The organism is Streptomyces sp. MMCC 100, from assembly GCF_041538145.2.
Lineage (GTDB): Bacteria > Actinomycetota > Actinomycetes > Streptomycetales > Streptomycetaceae > Streptomyces.
Genome location: NZ_JBGORK020000001.1, coordinates 6,069,916 through 6,091,133, shown reverse-complemented (window position 1 = coordinate 6,091,133; position 21,218 = coordinate 6,069,916). Strand labels below are relative to the sequence as shown.

Genomic DNA, 21,218 nt, shown 5'->3' with positions numbered 1-21,218 from the left:
CAGGGTCACGCCCTGATGCGCAGACCGCGCGGGGTGGCGATGAACCCCGCTCCCTCCAGCAGGGGGCCGAAGGGCGACGTCAGGGCCGCCGCGCCGTTGACCCGCTCCACGGTGACGGTGCCGAGGGAACCGGCGCGGGCGGCCTCCGCGAGTGCCTCCGCGGCGGCTCGCAGACGCGGGTCCTCGGTGGGCAGCCGGTCGGGGTCGGAGGGCCAGAGCAGAAGCGTCTTGCCGCCGCGTTCCATGTAGAGGGCGGGTTCGCCCCCGACGAGCACCACCAGGGAGCCCGCCTTGCGGCCGGGCTTGTGCGTGGCCCCGGCCGGCGGCTCGGGCCAGCCGAGGGCCGCGCCGTAGGCGTTCGCCGGGTCGGCGGCGGCCAGGACGACGGCCCGGGGTCCGACGGCGGTGCGATCGCGCCGACCGGGGAAACCGGTGTCGTACGGGCCGCGCGGGCCTCCGAAGCCGCCGCGCCCGCCGCCCCCACGCGGACCGCCGGCGCCCGGCTCGGCGTAGTCGCGCGGCGAGATGTAGTCACCGCGCGAGGGTGAACGGCCCAGGCGGTCGGGGTCGGCGAAGACGTCGTCGAAGTCGTCCAAGGGGGCCTGGTGGCCGAAACCTTCCCGGCCGTCGGATGCGAAGCCGCCGGTGGGATCCGGGGCGCCGGTGGCGCCGGGGCTGCCGGACGCGGAGTCGCCGAAGCCGCCGAAGTCGCCGAAGGGGTCGACGGGGGGACCGGCGGCCGGTCCGGCGGGGCCGCCGGATGTGAGGTCGGGGCCGAAGGCGCCGCCGGCGGACTCCGCCGGTGCGGGCGGGCCGTCACCGCGCTCGCGGGCGTTCGCCACCGCGCGCAACCGGTCCACGGCCCCTTCCATGGCGAACTGCGCCGCCCCCAGCCCCTCCACGACATAGCCGCGCCGGGCCTGGCCGCTCTCCTCGAAGGCGGCCAGGATCCGGTACACCGCCGAGAAGCCGCCCTCCACGCCCTCCGCGGCCACGGCGCCGCGGGTCACCACGCCGTGCCGGTCGAGGAGCGTGCGGGCCAGGGCGTGGGCCCGCACCGTCCCGTCGGCCTCGCGGGCCGGGAGCAGCGACCAGCGGCCCGCGACCGTCGGCGGGCCGGTGCGGGACGCCGGGCGGGCGGCGGCTGTGAGTGAGCCGTACCGCCCTCGGGGCACCGCGCGCTTGGCACGGTGGGCGGTGGACCCGGCGGTGCGCCCGGAGCCCAGCAGGGAGCGCAGGGGCGCGAGGGTGTCGTTCGTCAGCCGTCCGGACCAGGCCAGGTCCCACAGGGCGTCGGCCAGCTGCGGATCGGTGGCCTCCGGGTGGGTGGTGGCGCGGACCTGGTCGGCGATCTGGCGGAAGAACAGACCGTACCCGCCCGAGAGGGTGCTCAGGACGGACTCGTGCAGGGCGGTCGTCTCCAGGGGATGCGGGGGCGGCAGGAGCAGCGGGGCCGCGTCCGCCAGGTAGAGGGAGACCCAGCCGTCCTTGCCGGGCAGCGAACCCGCTCCCGCCCACACCACCTCGCCGGCGGCCGTCAGCTCGTCCAGCATCGCGGGGGAGTAGTTGGCCACGCGGGAGGGCAGGACCAGCTTCTCCAGCGCGGAGGCGGGCACCGAGGCGCCCTGCAACTGCTCGACGGCGCGGACCAGCCCGTCGATGCCGCGCACGGTGTGTCCCTTGCCGATGTGCTGCCACTGGGGGAGGAACTGGCCGAGCGCGGCCGGTGCCACCGGCTCAAGCTCGTGCCGCAGCGCGGCCAGGGAACGGCGGCGCAGCCTGCGCAGCACGGTCGCGTCGCACCACTCCTGGCCGATGCCGGCCGGATGGAACTCGCCCTGCACGACCCGCCCCGTCCCGGCGAGCCGCTGCAGCGCGCCCTCGGTGACCGCCACGCCCAGACCGAAGCGGGCCGCCGCGGTGACCGAGGTGAAGGGGCCGTGGGTGCGGGCGTGGCGGGCGAGGAGGTCGCCGAGCGGGTCCTTGACCGGCTCGGTGAAGGCCTCCGGCACACCGACGGGCAGCGCCGTGCCCAGCGCGTCGCGCAGCCGGCCCGCGTCCTCGATCGCCGCCCAGTGGTCGGCGCCGGCGATGCGCACCCTGATCGCGCGGCGGGCCGCGGCCAGCTCGGGCGCCCACTGCGGCTCGGCGCCCCGCTCGGCCAGCTCCGCGTCCGTCAGCGGACCGAGCACCCGCAGCAGGTCGGCGACTCCCTCGGAGTCCTTGATGCGGCGGTCCTCGGTGAGCCACTGCAGCTCGCGCTCCAGCTCGGTGAGCACCTCCGCGTCGAGCAGCTCGCGCAGCTCCGCCTGGCCGAGCAGCTCGGCCAGCAGCCGCGAGTCCAGGGACAGGGCGGCGGCCCTGCGCTCGGCGAGCGGCGAGTCGCCCTCGTACAGGAACTGGGCGACGTATCCGAAGAGCAGGGAGCGCGCGAACGGGGACGGCTCCGGGGTGGTGACCTCGACCAGGCGGACCTTGCGGGCCTCCAGGTCGCCCATCAGCTCGACCAGGCCGGGCACGTCGAAGACGTCCTGGAGGCACTCGCGGACCGCCTCCAGGACGATCGGGAACGAGCCGTACTCGCTCGCCACCTCCAGCAGCTGCGCGGCGCGCTGGCGCTGCTGCCACAGCGGGGTGCGCTTGCCGGGGCTGCGGCGCGGCAGCAGCAGCGCGCGGGCGGCGCACTCCCGGAACCGGGACGCGAACAGCGCCGAGCCGCCCACCTGGTCGGTGACGACCCGGTCGACCTCGCCCTTGTCGAAGACGACGTCGGCCGCGCCGACGGGTGCCTTGTCGGCGTCGTACTCGAGACCCGGCTTGGCGGGGTCCTGGTCGAGGAAGTCCAGGCCCATCAGGTCGGCGTCCGGCAGGCGCAGCACGATGCCGTCGTCGGCGTGCATGACCTGGGCGTCCATGCCGTACCGCTCGGACAGGCGGGCGCCCAGGGCGAGGGCCCAGGGGGCGTGGACCTGGGCTCCGAAGGGGGAGTGGACCACGACCCGCCAGTCGCCCAGCTCGTCCCGGAAGCGCTCGACGACGATGGTGCGGTCGTCGGGGACATGGCCGCAGGCCTCGCGCTGCTCGTCGAGGTACGACAGCACGTTGTCCGCGGCCCAGGCGTCCAGGCCCGCGGTGACCAGGCGCAGCCGGGCGTCCTCCTTGGAGAGGGAGCCGACCTCGCGCAGGAACGCGCCCAGCGCGCGGCCCAGCTCCAGGGGGCGGCCCAGCTGGTCGCCCTTCCAGAACGGCAGCCTGCCCGGCACGCCAGGCGCCGGGGAGACCAGGACCCGGTCGCGCGTGATGTCCTCGATCCGCCAGGAGCTGGTGCCGAGCGTGAAGACGTCGCCCACGCGGGACTCGTACACCATCTCCTCGTCCAGCTCGCCGACCCGGCCACCGCCCTTCTTCGGGTCGGCACCGGCCAGGAACACCCCGAAGAGCCCGCGGTCGGGGATCGTGCCTCCGGACGTCACGGCGAGCCGCTGCGCCCCCGGGCGGCCGGTGACCGTGCCGGCGATGCGGTCCCACACCACGCGCGGGCGCAGCTCGGCGAAGGCGTCGGAGGGATAGCGGCCCGCGAGCATGTCCAGGACGGCGGTGAAGGCCGACTCCGGCAGCGAGGCGAAGGGCGCGGCGCGGCGGACCGTGGCGAGGAGGTCGTCGACCTGCCAGGTGTCCAGCGCGGTCATCGCCACCAGCTGCTGGGCCAGCACGTCCAGCGGGTTGGCGGGGATCCTCAGGGCCTCGATGGCGCCACTGCGCATCCGCTCGGTGACCACGGCCGACTGCACCAGGTCGCCGCGGTACTTGGGGAAGACCACGCCCGTGGAGACCGCGCCGACCTGGTGTCCCGCGCGGCCGACACGCTGGAGGCCGGAGGCGACGGAGGGCGGCGACTCGACCTGGATTACCAGGTCGACGGCGCCCATGTCGATGCCCAGCTCCAGACTGGAGGTCGCGACGACGGCGGGCAGCCGGCCCGCCTTGAGGTCCTCCTCGACCAGGGCGCGCTGCTCCTTGGAGACCGAGCCGTGGTGGGCGCGGGCGATCACGGGCGGGGCGCCCTGGGCGGCGCCCGAGCCGCCCATCAGCTCGGCGGGGGAGTGGTGCTCGTCCAGGGGCTCGCCGGTCGCGCGTTCGTACGCGATCTCGTTGAGCCGGTTGCACAGGCGCTCCGCAAGCCGCCGGGAGTTGGCGAAGACGATCGTGGAGCGGTGCGACTGGACCAGGTCGGTGATCCGCTCCTCGACGTGCGGCCAGATCGACGGGCGCTCCGCGCCCTCGTTGCCGTCCGCGACCGGGGAGCCGCCCAGCTCGCCGAGGTCCTCGACGGGGACGACGACGGACAGGTCGAACTCCTTGCCCGACTCCGGCTGGACGATCTCGACCCGGCCGCGCGGGGCGAGGAACCGGGCGACCTCGTCCACTGGGCGGACCGTCGCCGACAGACCGATGCGGCGGGCCGGCTTCGGCAGCAGCTCGTCCAGCCGCTCCAGGGTGAGCGCGAGATGGGCGCCGCGCTTGGTGCCCGCGACCGCGTGCACCTCGTCCAGGATCACCGTCTCGATGCCGGTCAGCGCGTCGCGCGTGGCCGACGTCAGCATCAGGAACAGGGACTCCGGGGTGGTGATCAGGATGTCCGGCGGCCGGGTGGACAGGGCGCGGCGCTCGGCGGCCGGGGTGTCGCCCGAGCGGATGCCGACCTTGACCTCGGGCTCGGGCAGGCCGAGGCGTACGGACTCCTGGCGGATGCCGGTCAGCGGGCTGCGGAGATTGCGCTCGACGTCGACGGCCAGGGCCTTGAGCGGGGAGACGTACAGGACGCGGCAGCGCTTCTTGGGGTCGGCGGGCGGGGGCGTCGAGGTGAGCTGGTCCAGTGCGGCGAGGAAGGCGGCCAGCGTCTTGCCGGAGCCGGTGGGGGCGACCACCAGCACGTCCGAGCCCTGCGAGATGGCCTGCCACGCGCCCGCCTGGGCGGAGGTGGGCGCGGAGAAGGCCCCCGTGAACCAGCCGCGGGTCGCGGGGGAGAAGCCGTCCAGGGCTCGGTGTGCGGAGCTGACCATGGATCCATCGTGCACCCGGCCACTGACAATCGGCCCGAGCCGGACCTCCGGCCGGCCGTCGTCGGGACCGGGGACGGCCCACCGGCCGGTCGTCGAGCTCGCTCGTCCGGGCCCGGGTCCCAGCCCAGCCCGGCGTGGCAGGTGTCCGAGCCAGGTGCGTGCGGCGTGGCGTGTGCCGGGCGTGTGGAGTCGGTTGTCGGGCGGGGCGCCCGGGTGGGGCTTGGGGGCCGGAGCCGGGGCTTCGTTGGTCGTCGAGCCCACCCGTGCAGTCGTCGGAGGCTGGGTGCGCGTGCCGGAGCCGGGCGGCGCGGGGCGTGCGGCGTGGCGTGGTGCGTGCGGCGTGGCGTGTGCCGGGCGTGTGGAGTCGGTTGTCGGGTGGGGCGCCGCCCGGGTACGGCCCGGAGCCGGGCCGCCGAGGGCGTCGTCCGGGCCGGCCGTCCGGCCGGTCGCCCGGTCTCCGGGGCGTCGCCGGAGGCGAGGGCGGGTGACGGAGAATGGGGGCATGGCGGGATCGGGTGAGCGGGCACGGCACTGGCGTTACGCGGAGCTCCCCGACGTCGACCTGCTCCGCGCCCAGTACATACGGAAGACCTTCGTGCGCCACACGCACGAGCACTTCGTCATCGCCGCCATCGCCGACGGGGCGGAGATCTTTCACCACGGGGGGAGCGACCAGTACGCCGGGGCGGGCTCGCTCGCCCTGGTCAACCCGGACACTCCGCACACGGGGCGGGCAGGCGTGCCGGAGGGCTGGCGGTACGGGGCCGTCTACCCGGCGCCCGAGCTGGTGGCCGGGATCGCGGCGGAGACGACGACGCTGCGCGGGACGCCGGGGTTCGTCCGGCCGGTGCTCGACGATCCGTACACCGTCGAGCTGGTGCACCGCGTGCTGCGGGCCGCCGACGACGGGAACGCGCTCGCCGCCGACACCCTGCTGCGGGTGGCCGTGACCCGGCTGCTGAGGCTGAACGGCGGCCCACTGCCACGGCGCCGGGTGCGCACGGCCGGAGCCAGGACGGCGGCACGCGCGCGTGCCGTGCTGGAGGAGCGGATGGCCGACCCGCCGAGCCTGGAGCGGCTCGCCGGAGAACTCGGGAGCAGCCCGTTCGCGCTGCTGCGGGCCTTCCGGGACGCCTACGGAATGCCGCCCCACACTTGGCTGACGGACGCCCGGGTGCGTCGGGCGCGGCGGCTGCTGGACACCGGGACGTCCCCGGCCGAGGCCGCCGTCGCCGTGGGTTTCACCGACCAGCCGCACCTGAACCGGCACTTCGCGCGGATCGTCGGCGTGCCGCCCGGTGCCTACCAGCGGGAGCGCAAGAACGTACAAGACGCGCGGCGAGGGCTGCTCCTACCGTTCGAGGCGTGACAGAACAGACAGCCCTTCCCGACGCGAACGACGTGAACGACGCGGGTGTCGCCGGTGGCAAGCCGGACGCCGCCGTCGTGCGGGACGCCCTCGGGGTCGGAGTCGCCGTCGGACTGTCCGGGTTCGCCTTCGGGGTGACCTCGGCCGGCAGCGGACTCACCCTCGCCCAGACCTGTGCGCTCAGCCTCCTGGTGTTCACCGGGGCGTCCCAGTTCGCGCTCGTCGGCGCGCTCGCGGCCGGCGGCAACCCGCTCACCGCGGCGGCCGGGGCCTTCTTCCTGGGCGTGCGCAACGCCTTCTACGGGCTGCGGCTGTCGCAGTTGCTGGCCCTCCCGCGCGCGGTGCGGCCGCTGGCCGCGCAGTGGGTGATCGACGAGACGACGGCCGTGGCCCTCGCCCAGCCCACGCGGCGTGGTGTCCGGATCGGATTCACCGTCACCGGACTCACCCTGTACGTCCTGTGGAACCTCACCACCCTGCTCGGCGCGCTGGGCGCGGAGGCCATCGGGGACACCGACGCCTGGGGCCTCGACGCGGCCGGTCCGGCGGTCTTCCTCGCGCTGCTCGCACCGATGCTGAAGGACACCACCGAGCGCACGGTCGCCGCCCTGGCCGTCCTCCTGGGGCTCGGTCTGCTGCCCGTGCTGCCCGCCGGTGTGCCCGTCCTGGTGGCCGCGCTGGCGGCGCCCCTCGTCCTGTGGGCGCGCGGACGCCGCGCGGGTGGTGCCGGGGACGGCGGGGGCCGTGGGACCGCCGAGGGGGCGGGAGAGCGATGAGCGTGTGGATCGCGATCGGCGTGACGGCGGTGGGCTGCTACGCGGTCAAGCTCCTCGGGCTGCTGGTGCCCGCGGGCGCCCTGGAACGGCCCCTGGTCCGGCGGCTCGCCGCGCTGCTGCCCGTCGCCCTCCTCGCGGCGCTCACCGCCCAGCAGACCTTCGCCGACGGACAGGCGCTCGTGCTGGACGCGAGGACCGCGGGAGTCGCCGCGGCTGCCGTCGCGCTGCTGCTGCGTGCGCCGTTCCTGCTCGTCGTCGCGGCCGCCGTGGTGGTCACCGCGGGCGTACGGGCCATGGGCGGCTGAGTCGGCAGGCCGGCAGGTCGGCAGGTCAGCCGAGGGGACGACCGTACGCCCGGAGCGTACGCAGGGCCTCGATCGTCACCCCGGCGCGGGCCTCCAGCGCCGGGGCGGGTGCCGGGCGGCGCCGGCGGACGGGCCAGCCGCCGTCGCCTTCCTGCTCAGCCGCGAGGAAGTCGAGGGAGCGTGCCATCTCGTCGTCCGTGAACCACGCGCGCGCGAGCGAACGCGGATCCCGCGCGTAGTCGTGCGGGAAATGGTGCTCGCCCGGGGCGTAGCCGGGGGAGACCGGGTACGCGTCGGCATCGTCCGGGTCCAGCACGGCGAGGCGCCGCTCGCGTACCAGGCGGCCCAGCCGGTCGGCCGCGGCCTGTGCGCGCGGACGGTCCGGAGCGGTGTCCAGAAAGGCGACGGCCGCCTCGACCTCGTACGGGTGCGAGGACCCCAGCGACTCGGCTGCCTGCCAGCAGAAGTCGGTGGCGCGGAACAGCCAGGCGTGCCAGACCGCGTTGCGGTGCAGCAGGCCGACCACCGGGCCGGTGGCGAGCAGCTCACCGGGAGGGTCGGCCACGACCGGCACGAAGGGCGCGGCCGGGCCTGCCTCCCCGCCCTCACGGATCAGCGGCAGGGCACCGTCCGGGGTGGACACGGAGGTCAGATAGCGGCACACCCGCTCGACACGCTGCCCGCCGCAGCGGCCGACGGCGTCCAGGATGCGCAGGGCACGCGCGGTGTGCAGCGGCTGACTGGCCGGCCCGCGCAGATCGGGCTCCAGCGCGTGGCCGTACCCGCTGTCCTCGTTGCGGTAGGCGTCCAGCGCGGTCTCCACCGGGCCGGGGTCCCCGCCGCGGAAGTGGTACGCGAACAGCCGCTGCTCCAGTACGCGCGCGGTGAGCCACACGAAGTGCTCGGCGCGCGCGAGCGGTGAGCGCGAGTCCGGGGCGCGGGAGGTCGCGGGCGGTGGGATCGCGGGCGGCGGGATCGCGGGGAGTGGGGACGCTCCGGTTTCGGCCATGCCACAGACCGTAGGCCGAAAAGCGGTCCGTCAGGTGGTCCCGGCCCAAGGCCCACTCTCAGGGGCGGGATACTGAGGGCATGCGGTTGACGGTCTTCTGGGAGCGGATGACGGATCACTTCGGTCCGGGGTACGCCGACACCTTCGCGCGCGATCACGTGATGGCGGAGCTGGGCGGACGTACGGTGCACGAGGCGCTGGACGCCGGCTGGGACGCCAAGGACGTGTGGCGGGTGGTGTGCACCGTCATGAACGTGCCGCGGGAGAAGCGGTGAAGGTTCACGAAGATCACCCGGCGGGGTCTGCCTGTCGGTGGCGTGGGCGAGACTTGCTCCGTGGCATCCACTGACGAGACCGGGCAGGCGGCCCGGCACGCATCCCCGGCCGGCCCCACGCCGCCCACCGGGCCTCCGGCCGACGGCGTCTCCGCCGGGCCGGGCGCCCGCATGCCGCGCTGGCTGCCGCGCGCCATGGTGCTGGCCCTCGCGCTCATCGCCGCCTTCCAGCTGGGCAGCTGGGCCTTCCACCAGCTCACCGGGCTGCTGATCAACGTCCTCATCGCGTTCTTCCTGGCCCTGGCCATCGAGCCCGCGGTGAGCTGGATGGCCGCGCGCGGCCTGCGGCGCGGGTTCGCCACCTTCCTCGTCTTCCTCGCCGTGCTGATCGCCGCCGCGGGGTTCGTCACCCTGCTCGGCTCCATGCTCGCCGGCCAGATCGTCAAGATGGTCGAGGAGTTCCCGGACTACCTCGACTCCGTCATCAACTGGGTCAACGGTCACTTCCACACCGAGCTGAGACGGGTCGACATCCAGGAGGGTCTGCTCCGCTCCGACTGGCTGCGCAACTACGTGCAGAACAGCGCGACGGGCGTCCTGGACGTGTCGGCCCAGGTCCTCGGCGGTCTCTTCCAGTTGCTGACGGTCGTGCTGTTCTCGTTCTACTTCGCCGCCGACGGTCCCCGGCTGCGGCGCGGGCTCTGCTCCGTCCTCCCGCCCGCCCGCCAGGCCGAGGTCCTGCGCGCGTGGGAGATCGCCGTGGACAAGACCGGCGGCTACCTGTACTCACGCGGGTTGATGGCGCTGGTCTCCGGCGTCGCGCACTACATCCTCCTGGAGATCCTCGAGGTGCCCTACGCTCCCGCGCTCGCCGTGTGGGTGGGCCTGGTGTCGCAGTTCATCCCGACCATCGGCACCTATCTCGCGGGCGCCCTGCCCATGCTGATCGCGTTCACGGTCAACCCCTGGTACGCGCTGTGGGTGTTGATCTTCGTGGTGATCTACCAGCAGTTCGAGAACTACGTGCTGCAGCCCAAGCTGACGTCCAAGACCGTGGACATCCACCCCGCGGTCGCCTTCGGCTCCGTCATCGCGGGCACCGCCCTGCTCGGTGCCGTCGGCGCGCTGATCGCCATCCCTGCGGTCGCCACGCTGCAGGCGTTCCTCGGGGCGTACGTCAAGCGCTACGACGTCACGGACGATCCGCGCGTCCACGGGCGCCGGGACCGCCGGACGGGGCCCGGTAGGTCCACGCGTCTGCGCAAGCTGTGGGCCCGGCGCCCGGAGCAGGGACGCCCGGGGGCGGAGGGATCGGAAGGGGCCGGGGACGGCGGATCCTCGTGAGGGCGGCGGCTTCTCTCCAGGGGCGCCTCGTCAGTACGTGAGACCGGCCCACACACCGGCGCCGGCCACGGCAGCCGCGTAGCAGCACACCGCCCCGGTCACGACCCGCTGCCGTACCGCCTCGCTCCACGGGGTGAAGGCCAGCAGCCGGGCCAGGACCGGCAGGACCAGCACCGCGTGCAGGGAGACGCCGTGCAGCGGCTTGAGCCACGCCGTGGAGTGGTAGGCGTCCTCCTGGTGACCGGTGCGGGTGAGCACCACACCGCGCGCGATCATCGCGGCGCCCGAGGCGAGCCCGACGAGCAGCACCGCGAACCCGGAGCGCACCGCCGAGGCCATTCCCGCAGGCCCCGTGGGACGACGGAAGAACGCGGCGAGTGCGAACGCGGTGAGCAGCACGACCAGGACACCGCCGCCCACCGCGAGCGTCATGGACACGGCGGTGTCGAAGGGGGTCTCCATGTTGAGGTGCGAGGGCACCTTGCGCCATGCCTGAAGGGTGATCCCGCCCACCTCGACGACGCAGTCGGCCGCGAACACCGCGAGCAGCACGGCGCGCAGCCGCGATCGCACGCCCAGGTACGAGGTGACCCAGGTGACCGCGATCAGTGTCACCCCGAAGGACAGCCCGAACGTCACCGGTTTCCGCCAGGACACCGGCCCGTCCCAGGGACCGCCGTCCACCGCGAACACCACCAGGTGCGCGAGGCCGGAGAGGACCAGCAGGAGGCCGGTCGCGCGGCACAGGCGCGGTACGGGGGAGCGGTGGGTGGGTGCGGCGCCCGGGGACGGGGCGGGTCCGGTCCTGCGGGCGGTCGGGGCGGTCCTCGCGTTCTGCATGGGAGGAGAGCCTGGCAACGGCAGCCCGCCCCGTCGTCGTCCGGCCGGAGGCTTCCGCCGTACGCCGGCGGGAGCAGGGTCAGCCCTGCGGCTCCTGCGGCTCGGCGTCGATGTCCCGCAGGCCGCGGTCCTTGAGCTCGGTGCGGGTCTCGGTGCGGTGACCGCGGGCGATGTAGTCCCGCACCACCACCTCGACGGCGTCCTGGGGCGAGCCGATACCGGCCAGAACCATCACTTCCACCACCAGTTCGGCGTCGAGACTGATGTTGATCCTGGCCATGGCGTCCCCCTCTTCCGGCTCGCCTCCGCATCCAACCACCTGGCCCGCCGGGCCGGGAGACGTACGCTCGGAAGTGCCGTGTGGTGCGCTTGACACGAAAATCGAACATCCATTCTTATGGAGGCTCCGGCAGGGCTCGTGACGGGTGATTCGAGTGGGTTCGGGTGGAGATGCACCCGAGTTATCCACAGGCCGGACCCGCATCGGGGCCCATTGTCAGTGGCAGGCATTAGCGTCTTTGACGTGAAGCGATCGAATCAAGCAAACCGGGTGGAACCCATGGCAGGAACCGACCGCGAGAAGGCCCTCGACGCCGCGCTCGCACAGATTGAACGGCAATTCGGCAAGGGCGCGGTCATGCGCATGGGCGACCGGACCAACGAGCCCATCGAGGTCATCCCGACCGGGTCGACCGCGCTCGACGTGGCCCTCGGCGTCGGAGGCATCCCGCGCGGCCGTGTCGTGGAGGTCTACGGCCCCGAGTCCTCGGGCAAGACGACCCTGACCCTGCACGCCGTGGCGAACGCGCAGAAGGCCGGCGGCCAGGTCGCGTTCGTGGACGCCGAGCACGCCCTCGACCCCGAGTACGCGAAGAAGCTCGGTGTCGACATCGACAACCTGATCCTGTCCCAGCCGGACAACGGCGAGCAGGCCCTGGAGATCGTGGACATGCTGGTCCGCTCCGGGGCCCTCGACCTCATCGTCATCGACTCCGTCGCCGCGCTCGTCCCGCGCGCGGAGATCGAGGGCGAGATGGGCGACAGCCACGTCGGTCTGCAGGCCCGCCTGATGAGCCAGGCCCTGCGGAAGATCACCAGCGCGCTGAACCAGTCCAAGACCACCGCGATCTTCATCAACCAGCTCCGCGAGAAGATCGGCGTGATGTTCGGCTCCCCGGAGACCACGACCGGTGGCCGGGCGCTGAAGTTCTACGCCTCGGTGCGACTCGACATCCGGCGCATCGAGACGCTGAAGGACGGCACCGACGCGGTCGGCAACCGCACCCGCGTCAAGGTCGTCAAGAACAAGGTCGCGCCGCCGTTCAAGCAGGCCGAGTTCGACATCCTCTACGGCCAGGGCATCAGCCGCGAGGGCGGCCTGATCGACATGGGCGTGGAGAACGGCTTCGTCCGCAAGGCCGGCGCCTGGTACACGTACGAGGGCGACCAGCTCGGCCAGGGCAAGGAGAACGCGCGCAACTTCCTGAAGGACAACCCCGACCTGGCCAACGAGATCGAGAAGAAGATCAAGGAGAAGCTGGGCGTCGGCGTGCGTCCCGAGGAGTCGGCCACCCAGCCCGGCGCGGACGCCGCCTCCGCCGCCACGGCCGACGTCGCACCGGCGGTGCCCGCACCCGCGACCGCCAAGGCCACCAAGTCCAAGGCCGCGGCAGCCAAGAGCTGACCCGTGACCCGACGAACCGACTGGGCCGAGTACACCGACGGTTCCGCCGGGCCGGGCGACCGCACGTACGGGGCGGCTGCGGCCCCGTACGAGACGGATCCCTTCGCCATGGGCTCCAGCGAGGACGACGAGGCGCGCCACGGTGACGACGAGGCGCGCCACGGTGACGACGAGGCGCGCCGCGGAGGCGGACGGGGCCGTGGCACGGGCGGCACACGCGGCCGTCGGCGGCGCGAGCGCGCGGAGCCGTCAGCCGAGGACGGAGGTGCCACTTCCTCGTCGAGGGCCGAGAAGGGGGAGCCTCCGCGGGACCCGGTCGAGCAGGCACGGGCGATCTGCCTGCGCCTGCTCACCGGGACCCCGCGCACCCGCAGACAACTGGCCGACGCCCTGCGCAAGCGGGAGATCCCCGAAGAGGCCGCGGAGGAGGTGCTGTCCAGGTTCGAGGAGGTCGGCCTGATCAACGACAGCGCCTTCGCGGAGGCCTGGGTGGAGTCCCGGCACCACGGCCGCGGGCTGGCCAGGCGCGCCCTCGCCAGAGAGCTGCGGACCAAGGGCGTCGACGCCACGCACATCGACGCGGCGGTGTCCCGGCTGGACTCCGAGCAGGAGGAGGAGACCGCGCGCGACCTGGTCGCCCGCAAGCTGCGCGCCACCCGAGGCCTCGACCGCGACAAGAGGCTGCGCCGCCTCGCGGGCATGCTGGCCCGCAAGGGCTACCCCGAGGGCATGGCCCTGCGGGTGGTCCGTCAGGCGCTGGAGGAGGAGGGCGAGGACACGGAATACCTCGGCGACGAGGGGTTCTGAGCCACCGACGGCCCGGGGGACGTTCCGGGGCAGGGCGGGCAGACCGGGGGCGAAGACCGCGCAGGCTTACCTTGCGCTCCCGGAAGGGTGAACACGCTCCGCACGGCGGTACCGTCTGCGCCGTCGCGTGGCCGTACCGAGCCGCGGTCACCGCACGCGTACACCGTCGCCGGAAGACCGACGGCGACGGACCCGCGCGGACATCCCTCCAGCACGCCCGAAAGGCGGCCCCGCCATGCCCACGCCCGTGCGCCGCCGAAGAGCCGTCTCTGTCCTGCTCCTCGGTACCGGCCTGCTGCTGAGCGGCTGTGGCCTCCACTCGGCCGACTCCGGTTCCACGGACGACGGGCCGCTCACCCTCGGATTCGTCAACGGCGGCAACAGCCGGTTCCACACCTGCCTCCAGCGGTCCGTGGAGATGGCAGCCAAGAACAACTTCGCGAGGCTGGTCACCGCCAACTCCGGGCAGGACGCCGCGACCGAGCTGAGCAACATCGAGGACATGATCGAGCGTGAGGTCGACGCGATCATCCTGCAGACCGTCGACACGGACGCCCTGAAACGCGACATCGAGAAGGCCGAGGCCGCGGACATCCCCGTCTTCCTGACCTCCGTGAGCACCGACCCGGACGACATCCTGGGGGCGGTGGTGGTCGACCTGGAGGCCGTCGGGCGGCTCGACGCCCGGTGGGTCGCCGACGACGCGGCGGGCCGGGACGTACAGGTCGGCGTGATCGCCGGGGCGCCGGGCGCCGCCTCCGACCTGCTCACCGACGGCTTCACCGAGGCCCTGCCCTCCAATGCCGAGGTGGTCGCCGAAGAACCCGGCATGTTCGACGCCGACAAGGCCGGAAAGGTCGCCGCCACCATGGCCCGGGCCCACCCCGGCCTGGACTACGCCTTCGTCGCCAACGAGCAGATGGCCTTCGCCGCCCGCGAGGCCTTCGACGCGGCCGGGGCGGACCGGGTCAGGATCGTGACGGTCAACGGCACCGACGAAGCCCTCGCCGCGCTGAAGGACGGCCGCTTCTCCGCGACGGTGTCCAACTCGGCCGGCAACACCGGCGAACTGGCCGTCCGCAACACGATCGCCCTGCTGCGCGGCAGAAAGGCGGAGAAGATCGACCACACACCGATCCGCCTGGTCACCAAGGGCAACGCGGACACGGCACCGCTGTACTGCCCCGCCGACTACTGAGTCCGGGCGGCCACCGGCAGGCCCGCCGCGCGCCAGGCCTGGAAGCCACCGATCAGGTCGGTGGCCCGGTGCAGACCCAGACGGTGCAGGGACTCCGCCGCCAGACTGGAGGCGTAGCCCTCGTTGCAGACCACGACCACCCGCACGTCGTGGTCCACCGCCTCGGGGAGGCGGTGGCTGCCCTGCGGATCCAGACGCCATTCCAGTTCGTTGCGTTCGATCACCAGGGCGCCGGGAATCACACCGTCCCGCTCGCGCAGCGCGGAGTACCGGATGTCGACCAGCAGCGCCGTGCCGGCCTCGGCGGCGTCGTACGCCTCGGCCGGTGCGATCCGTCGGTACCCGGCGCGTACTCGTTCCAGCAGGGCGTCGATCCCGGTCGGCTCGCTCACTGCCAGTCCTGAGGGCGCTCGACCTGCTCCAGACGCAGGGTCTGTCCGATGCGGCCGTAGCGGCGGATCCGGGGCAGGGGCGGGTAGTAGGCGTGCACCGACACCGCGTGCCGGTCGGACGACTCGTTGATGACCTCGTGCACGTGGTGCCGGCCGAAGGCGCGCCCCTTGCCGACGGTCAGCCGGCGTTCCCGGTCCACACCGTCGCTGAGCTCGAGGGTCTTCCAGCCGTCGGTGGGCAGACGGGCGGCGAGCGCGTTCTCCTTGAGCTCGCCCGCGGCCGTGACGAAGGCGCCCACGGAGTCGGCGTGGTCGTGCCAGCCGGTGCCCGTGCCGGGCGGCCAGCCGATCAGCCAGGCCTCGCTGCCGCCAGGACCGGCCAGCCGCACCCAGGTGCGGCCCTCGGGGTCGAGCGGCAGGGAGGCGATCAGCTCGGCGTCGGCCGCCGCACGCCGTACGAAGTCGAGGAGCTCGGCCTGCGTCGGCGCGGCCGTGGAAGCGGAGACAGGAGAGACGGAGGGGAGGGACACGGGCACCGTCCTGGGAGTTCGCGAGGGAGCGCGCGGCGGCACGTCCGAGCGGCGGCGCGCGCGAAGAAAAGGGGATGCGAATTCAGCAGGACGGACGACACACGCAGCCCGCATAGCGGACGAGGTCCATATGGACCCTCCGCCACAGGCGCACACAGGTGTCGGTCACGATCCGGAGTAGACCATGACGGTGTGGGCCGGTCAACTCAGCGTCACCATGCGGACAGCGACCGCGCGCCCGGTGACCGGAGGCCGGGTCCAGGAACCATCGGGCGGTCGTGCGATCGGTGAGGCCGACCCGCTCAACGCGACCCGGCCGCCGCTCCCGCCCCCTCCTCGGCCTCCCTCGCCGCCCCTGCCGTCGCCCCGCCCAGGGCGCTCTCCGCGGCCGCGTAGAGGTCGGCCGGGCGCACCCCGTTCAGGGCCGTGACGAGGTGGCCGTCGGGCCGCACCAGCAGCACGGTGTGGGCGGCGGCGCCCGGATAGCTCTCGGCGACCAGCAGCTCGGCGTGGTGGGGCAGCGCCGTCACCGCCGCCGCAAGCCGGGGCATGATCCCGGCCGTCACCCAGTGCTTGCGCTCCCACACCCCCGTACCCGGCGCGATCAGCACCACCAGCAGCGCCCCCCGCCCCAGCCGGTCGCGCAGCCGTACGAAGGTGCCGTCCTCCGCCGTGACCCGCACGTCGGTGACGGGCGTCCCGGGCGGTGTGCCGACGGACACCTCCCCGGCGAGGTGCTCGGGCGCCAGCGGCGAGGCGGCGTACGTCCCCGGCGCGCCCAGCGTCCCGCGCCCGAGGTGACCGTCCGCCAGCAGCGCGTCGTTGCCGCGGGCCGCGCCGGGGACGTAGGAGCGCAGGCCACCGCCGCCGCGGAGCAGGGGGAGCAGCTGGTCGGCGGCGCGCAGCCGCGCGGAGATCGCCGCCCGCCGCTCCTCCTGGTAGCTGTCGAGCAGCGCCTCGCGAGGCCCGTGGTGCCAGGCCAGGGCCAGTTTCCAGGCGAGGTTGTCGGCGTCGAGGAGCCCCTCCTCGAGTCCCTGTGTGCCCAGCGCGCCCAGCAGGTGCGCCGCGTCCCCGGCGAGCAGCACGCGGCCCATCCGCCAGCGGCGGGCGAGGCGGTGGTGGACCGTGTGGACGCCGGTGTCGAGGAGTTCGTACGCCGGGGTCGCACCGTCGGCCCACCCGGTGAGGGTCTCGCGGACCCGGTTCACCAGGAGTTCCGGCGTGACCAGGTCCTTGCCGGGCGGCAGCAGCCAGTCCAGGCGCCACACGCCGTCGGGCAGCGGGCGGCCGACCACCTCACCGGCCGACGGCCCGGTCGTCCGCCACGGCGGCATGCGGTGGAGCAGCGCCTCGTCGGTCCACGGGAGTTCGGTGCGCAGCGCGGCGACGGCGTATCGTTCCACCGCCGTACGGCCGGGGAAGCGGATGTCCTGGAGCTTGCGGACGGTGGAGCGGGGGCCGTCGCAGCCGATCAGGTAACTGCCGCGCCACCAGGTGCCGGCGGGGCCGCGGGTATGGGCCGTGACGCCGGACTTCTCCTGTTCGATGCCGTCCAGCCGGCTGTCCACGGCCACCTTGACGAACCGCTCACGGGCGAGCGCCGTACGCAGGACCCCGGTCAGCTCGTGCTGGGCGATGTGCAGGGGGGCCGGTTCGGCGTCGCCGAACGTGACCTCGCGCGTCACCTGCTTGCGCCGCATCGACCGCCATCCGGCCCAACGCGAACCGAGCCCCGTCAGCGGTGTGCCGGTCAGCCGCTCGACGAGTGCGACGGCCTCCTCGCGCAGGACGACGGTACGGGCGGGGCGGGGTTCGTCCTTGCCCGGTCCCTCGTCGAGGACGACACAGGGCACCTCCTGCCGCGCCAGCGCCAGGGCGAGCGTGAGCCCGACGGGCCCCGCTCCGGTGATGATCACCGGGTCCACGGTGCGGCGCCCCCTGCCCGTGGCGGTGTCCCGGGGGACGTGGGTGAACAGGACATTGGAGCAGGGTGCACGGTCACAGAACGTATGCAACCTATTGCCGCAGCTTGCGTCAAGCGACGGAGGCCGTGGCGATCAAGCCACGGCCTCCGTTGATGGTCATACGAGATGACCGAGTGTCAGATGTGTCAGACCTTGCCGACCGTTCCGGCATCGGCGGTCTCCACGTCGTCCGCACTCAGCACCGCACCCGTCGACTTCTTCGCCCGCCGCAGCCGGCGCTCCAGCCAGCTCGCGAAGCTCGTGAGGGCGAAGTTGAGCGCGATGTAGATCACCGCGACCACGGTGTAGCTGGCGATCACGTTGGCGCCGTAGTAGCCGCTCATCGTGTTGGCCGAGGCGAGCAGCTCGGGGAAGGTGAGGATGGCGCCGCCGAGCGCGGTGTCCTTGAGGATCACGACGAGCTGGCTGACGATGGCGGGCAGCATCGCGGTGACCGCCTGCGGCAGCAGGATCAGCCGCATGACCTGGCCCTTGCGCAGCCCGATCGCCATCGCGCCCTCTGCCTGGCCCTTGGGGAGCGCCAGGATGCCGGACCGGACGATCTCGGCGAGGACGGAGGCGTTGTACAGCACCAGGCCGGTGACGACGGCGTAGAGCGGGCGGTCGTCCGAGCTGACGTTCGTGTACTCCGCGAACAGCGCCAGACCGAAGATCATCAGGACCAGCACGGGGATGGACCGGAAGAACTCGACCACGACCGCGGCCGGCACCCGGACCCACCGGTGGTCGGAGAGCCGGGCGATGCCCAGTGCGGCGCCGAGCGGCAGGGCGATGACCACCGCGAGAACCGCGGCCTTCAGGGTGTTCTGCAGACCCGGCCAGATGTACGTCGACCACGCCTCGGTGCCGGTGAAGAAAGGCTTCCACAGGGCCCACTCCAGCTGACCCTTGTCGTCGAGGGTGCTGAACACCCACCACAGCAGGGCGGCGAGGGCGACCAGGAAGACGACCGTGAAGAGGACGTTGCGACGCTTGGCACGGGGGCCCTGGGCGTCGTAGAGGACCGAGCTCATCGCTTCACCGCCACCTTCTTGCCCACCCAGCCGAGGATCAGGCCGGTCGGCAGCGTCAACACCACGAACACGAGAGCGATGACCGCGGAGATGAGCAGCAGCTGAGCCTCGTTCTCGATCATCTCCTTCATCAGCAGCGCCGTTTCCGCCACGCCGATGGCGGCGGCGACCGTGGTGTTCTTGATCAGCGCGATCAGCACGTTCGCCAGCGGAACGACGGACGAGCGGAACGCCTGCGGCAGAACCACCAGCCGGAGCACCTGACCGAAGCTCAGGCCCAGGGCCCGCGCCGCCTCCGCCTGGCCGACCGGCACCGTGTTGATGCCGGAGCGCAGCGCCTCGCACACGAACGACGACGTGTAGAGGATCAGGCCCAGGACGGCGAGCCGGAAGTTGATCGTCTCGAAGTCATTGCCTCCGCCGAGGGTGACCCCCAGCGTCTGGTTCAGTCCCAGCGACGCGAACAGGATGATCACGGTCAGCGGGATGTTCCGCACGATGTTCACGTACGCGGTTCCGAAAGCGCGCATCAACGGAACCGGGCCGACCCGCATGGCGGCCAGCAAGGTGCCCCAGATCAGGGAGCCGACGGCCGAGAGCACAGCGAGCTGCACTGTCGTCCAGATGGCTCCCGCCAGGTCGTAATCCTGAAGAAAGTCGAACACGATCTCCCGCGCTTCCGCGTGTAGGGATGCCCGCCCCGGCGCGCCGCCCCTGCCGTAGGGCGGCGCACCCTGTCAGGCCCGGCCTCAGCTCTTGATGTCGCCGATCTTCGGCGCCGGCTCGTTCTTGTAGTTGGCCGGGCCGAAGTTGTCCTTGACGGCCTTGTCCCAGGACTTGTCCGCGACCATCTCCTCCAGGGCCTTGTTGATCTTGCCCTTGAGGTCGCTGCCCTTCTTGACGCCGATGCCGTAGTTCTCGTTCGTCAGCTTGAAGCCGCCGAGCTTGAACTTGCCCTTGAACTGCGACTGGGAGGCGTAACCGGCGAGGATCGAGTCGTCCGTGGTCAGCGCGTCGATGGCACCGTTCTGCAGACCGGGCAGGCAGGCCGAGTACGTCGGGTACGGCTGCAGCTGGGCCTTGGGGGCCAGCTTGTCCTTGATGTTCTGGGCCGAGGTCGAGCCGGTGACCGAGCAGAGCTTCGCGTTGTTCAGGTCCTCGGGCGACTTGATCTTGTCGTCGTCGGCACGGAGCAGAACGTCCTGGTGGGCGAGCAGGTAGGGGCCGGCGAAGTCGACCTTCTCCGAGCGCTCGGGGGTGATCGAGTACGTGGCGGCGATGAAGTCGACGTCACCGCGCTGCAGCATGGTCTCGCGGTCGGCGCTCTTCGACTCCTTCCACTCGATCTGGTCCTCGGTGTAGCCGAGCTTCTTGGCGACGTACGTGGCGACGTCCACGTCGAAGCCCGCGTAGCCGTCCGGGGTCTTCTGGCCGAGGCCGGGCTGGTCGAACTTGATGCCGATGGTGATCTTCTTGTCGCCACCGCCGGAGGAACCGCTGTCCTTGTCGTCGCCGCCGCACGCGGTGGCGGTCAGGGCGAGGGCGAGCACGGCGGCCGAGGCGGCGGAGACCTTGCGGAGCTTCATGGTGGACATCCTTTGGCTGTGATCGAGCTGTGGTCGAGCTGCGATCGGACGATCAGAGGATCAGGCGATCAGTGCGGCTGTCGGGGACGGGCCGCCGGTGCGGTCGGCGCGGGGCGCCGGAGCCGCTCCGAAAATCTCAGTGGTGCAGGATCTTCGACAGGAAGTCCTTGGCACGGTCGCTGCGCGGGTTGCTGAAGAACTGGTCCGGCGTCGCTTCCTCGACGATGCGGCCGTCCGCCATGAACACCACGCGGTTGGCCGCAGAGCGGGCGAAGCCCATCTCGTGCGTCACCACGATCATGGTCATCCCGTCCTCGGCGAGCTGCTTCATGACCTCCAGGACCTCGTTGATCATCTCGGGGTCGAGAGCCGACGTCGGCTCGTCGAAGAGCATGACCTTCGGGTCCATGGCCAGCGCCCGCGCGATGGCGACACGCTGCTGCTGACCGCCGGAGAGCTGCGCGGGGTACTTGTCGGCCTGGGCGCCCACGCCGACCCGGTCGAGCAGGGCGCGCGCCTTCTCGTCGGCCTTCTTGGCGTCGACCTTGCGGACCTTGACCTGGCCCAGGGTGACGTTCTCGAGCACCGTCTTGTGCGCGAAGAGGTTGAAGGACTGGAAGACCATGCCGACGTCGGCCCGCAGCTTGGCCAGCTCCTTGCCCTCGGCGGGCAGCGGCTTGCCGTCGATCGTGATCGAACCGGAGTCGATGGTCTCCAGGCGGTTGATGGTGCGGCACAGAGTGGACTTGCCGGACCCCGAGGGTCCGATGACCACGACGACCTCGCCGCGGTGAATCGTCAGGTCGATGTCCTGGAGCACATGCAACGCGCCGAAGTGCTTGTTGACACTGTTCAGGACGACCAGTTCGCCGGTCGCAGCCTTGTCTTCCTTGGCCACCGATACTTCGGTCATCGCTCTCGGGCTCCGTCCTCCTGGGTTTCGCAGGACAGTAGTGACCCGGGACACGTCGCGTCTCTACATCTGAGCGAGATCTGAGCATCACGATCCGATAGCAATCGGACACGAGTCGTAGCACTTGTG

The 21,218-nt window shown here is 72.6% G+C and carries 20 protein-coding genes; 8 read left to right on the top strand and 12 right to left on the bottom strand.

Annotated elements, in window-relative coordinates:
• Positions 1 to 5 precede the first annotated feature (5 nt).
• Positions 6 to 5,063 carry an ATP-dependent helicase gene (locus ABS735_RS28125; protein ID WP_373903454.1) on the bottom strand — a complete coding sequence of 1,686 codons (5,058 nt, stop codon included), beginning with the start codon at positions 5,061 to 5,063 and terminating at the stop codon, positions 6 to 8.
• A 502-nt stretch (positions 5,064 to 5,565) separates the two neighbouring features.
• Between ABS735_RS28125 and ABS735_RS28120 the strand changes: the two genes are divergently transcribed.
• The 3 genes from ABS735_RS28120 to ABS735_RS28110 are packed head-to-tail and all read left to right on the top strand — an operon-like array spanning position 5,566 to position 7,513.
• Positions 5,566 to 6,432, top strand: coding sequence for an AraC family transcriptional regulator (locus ABS735_RS28120; protein WP_373903455.1), 867 nt, complete (start codon positions 5,566 to 5,568; stop codon positions 6,430 to 6,432).
• Positions 6,429 to 7,208, top strand: coding sequence for an AzlC family ABC transporter permease (locus ABS735_RS28115; RefSeq protein WP_373903456.1), 780 nt, complete (start codon positions 6,429 to 6,431; stop codon positions 7,206 to 7,208). The genes ABS735_RS28120 and ABS735_RS28115 overlap by 4 nt, the downstream gene beginning before the upstream one ends.
• Complete coding sequence (locus ABS735_RS28110; RefSeq protein ID WP_007445008.1) at positions 7,205 to 7,513, top strand: AzlD domain-containing protein; 309 nt, start codon at positions 7,205 to 7,207, stop codon at positions 7,511 to 7,513. The genes ABS735_RS28115 and ABS735_RS28110 overlap by 4 nt, the downstream gene beginning before the upstream one ends.
• 25 nt (positions 7,514 to 7,538) lie before the next feature.
• Here the strand turns inward: ABS735_RS28110 and ABS735_RS28105 are convergent, their stop codons facing one another.
• On the bottom strand, positions 7,539 to 8,522 hold the full coding sequence (locus ABS735_RS28105; protein WP_373903457.1) for a hypothetical protein: 984 nt from the start codon (positions 8,520 to 8,522) through the stop codon (positions 7,539 to 7,541).
• 80 nt (positions 8,523 to 8,602) lie between these two features.
• Between ABS735_RS28105 and ABS735_RS28100 the strand changes: the two genes are divergently transcribed.
• Both ABS735_RS28100 and ABS735_RS28095 read left to right on the top strand, forming a co-directional pair.
• The gene (locus tag ABS735_RS28100; RefSeq protein ID WP_031037914.1) at positions 8,603 to 8,797 is read left to right on the top strand and encodes a DUF3046 domain-containing protein; all 195 of its coding nucleotides are present in this window, start codon (positions 8,603 to 8,605) and stop codon (positions 8,795 to 8,797) included.
• Positions 8,798 to 8,857: 60 nt separating this feature from the next.
• Positions 8,858 to 10,141 (top strand): AI-2E family transporter, encoded by a 1,284-nt coding sequence (locus ABS735_RS28095; protein ID WP_373903458.1) that lies wholly within the window; start codon positions 8,858 to 8,860, stop codon positions 10,139 to 10,141.
• 30 nt (positions 10,142 to 10,171) lie between these two features.
• Here the strand turns inward: ABS735_RS28095 and ABS735_RS28090 are convergent, their stop codons facing one another.
• Together ABS735_RS28090 and ABS735_RS28085 are read right to left on the bottom strand one after the other, a co-directional pair.
• Positions 10,172 to 10,981 (bottom strand): hypothetical protein, encoded by an 810-nt coding sequence (locus tag ABS735_RS28090; protein WP_373903459.1) that lies wholly within the window; start codon positions 10,979 to 10,981, stop codon positions 10,172 to 10,174.
• Between the two features lie 79 nt (positions 10,982 to 11,060).
• Positions 11,061 to 11,261 (bottom strand): type II toxin-antitoxin system VapB family antitoxin, encoded by a 201-nt coding sequence (locus tag ABS735_RS28085; protein ID WP_373903460.1) that lies wholly within the window; start codon positions 11,259 to 11,261, stop codon positions 11,061 to 11,063.
• A gap of 279 nt (positions 11,262 to 11,540) precedes the next feature.
• Here ABS735_RS28085 and recA point away from each other — a divergent pair, with 279 nt between their 5' ends.
• From recA to ABS735_RS28070, 3 genes are all read left to right on the top strand, one after another.
• Positions 11,541 to 12,665 carry a recombinase RecA gene (recA, locus tag ABS735_RS28080; RefSeq protein WP_373903461.1) on the top strand — a complete coding sequence of 375 codons (1,125 nt, stop codon included), beginning with the start codon at positions 11,541 to 11,543 and terminating at the stop codon, positions 12,663 to 12,665.
• Positions 12,666 to 12,668: 3 nt separating this feature from the next.
• Positions 12,669 to 13,472, top strand: coding sequence for a recombination regulator RecX (gene recX, locus ABS735_RS28075; RefSeq protein ID WP_373903462.1), 804 nt, complete (start codon positions 12,669 to 12,671; stop codon positions 13,470 to 13,472).
• A 235-nt stretch (positions 13,473 to 13,707) separates the two neighbouring features.
• On the top strand, positions 13,708 to 14,670 hold the full coding sequence (locus ABS735_RS28070; protein WP_373903463.1) for a sugar ABC transporter substrate-binding protein: 963 nt from the start codon (positions 13,708 to 13,710) through the stop codon (positions 14,668 to 14,670).
• On the opposite strand, the gene ABS735_RS28065 is transcribed toward ABS735_RS28070, so the two are convergent.
• The 8 genes from ABS735_RS28065 to ABS735_RS28030 all read right to left on the bottom strand — a co-directional run bounded on the left by ABS735_RS28065 (position 14,664) and on the right by ABS735_RS28030 (position 21,089).
• Positions 14,664 to 15,062, bottom strand: a complete 399-nt coding sequence (locus ABS735_RS28065) for a rhodanese-like domain-containing protein (RefSeq protein ID WP_373903464.1) — start codon at positions 15,060 to 15,062, stop codon at positions 14,664 to 14,666. The genes ABS735_RS28070 and ABS735_RS28065 overlap by 7 nt on opposite strands.
• The gene (locus ABS735_RS28060) at positions 15,059 to 15,592 is read right to left on the bottom strand and encodes a cupin domain-containing protein (protein ID WP_373903465.1); all 534 of its coding nucleotides are present in this window, start codon (positions 15,590 to 15,592) and stop codon (positions 15,059 to 15,061) included. Before ABS735_RS28060 ends, ABS735_RS28065 begins: the two co-directional genes overlap by 4 nt.
• A gap of 82 nt (positions 15,593 to 15,674) precedes the next feature.
• Positions 15,675 to 15,746, bottom strand: coding sequence for a putative leader peptide (locus ABS735_RS28055; RefSeq protein WP_309544753.1), 72 nt, complete (start codon positions 15,744 to 15,746; stop codon positions 15,675 to 15,677).
• A 148-nt stretch (positions 15,747 to 15,894) separates the two neighbouring features.
• On the bottom strand, positions 15,895 to 17,517 hold the full coding sequence (locus ABS735_RS28050; protein WP_373903466.1) for an FAD-dependent monooxygenase: 1,623 nt from the start codon (positions 17,515 to 17,517) through the stop codon (positions 15,895 to 15,897).
• A 185-nt stretch (positions 17,518 to 17,702) separates the two neighbouring features.
• Positions 17,703 to 18,590, bottom strand: a complete 888-nt coding sequence (locus ABS735_RS28045) for an amino acid ABC transporter permease (RefSeq protein WP_373903467.1) — start codon at positions 18,588 to 18,590, stop codon at positions 17,703 to 17,705.
• The gene (locus ABS735_RS28040) at positions 18,587 to 19,255 is read right to left on the bottom strand and encodes an amino acid ABC transporter permease (protein WP_373903468.1); all 669 of its coding nucleotides are present in this window, start codon (positions 19,253 to 19,255) and stop codon (positions 18,587 to 18,589) included. Before ABS735_RS28040 ends, ABS735_RS28045 begins: the two co-directional genes overlap by 4 nt.
• Positions 19,256 to 19,339: 84 nt before the next feature.
• Positions 19,340 to 20,176: a glutamate ABC transporter substrate-binding protein gene (locus ABS735_RS28035; RefSeq protein ID WP_373903469.1), complete on the bottom strand. Its 837-nt coding sequence runs from the start codon at positions 20,174 to 20,176 to the stop codon at positions 19,340 to 19,342.
• A 136-nt stretch (positions 20,177 to 20,312) separates the two neighbouring features.
• Positions 20,313 to 21,089, bottom strand: a complete 777-nt coding sequence (locus tag ABS735_RS28030) for an amino acid ABC transporter ATP-binding protein (protein ID WP_373903470.1) — start codon at positions 21,087 to 21,089, stop codon at positions 20,313 to 20,315.
• Positions 21,090 to 21,218: the final 129 nt, after the last annotated feature.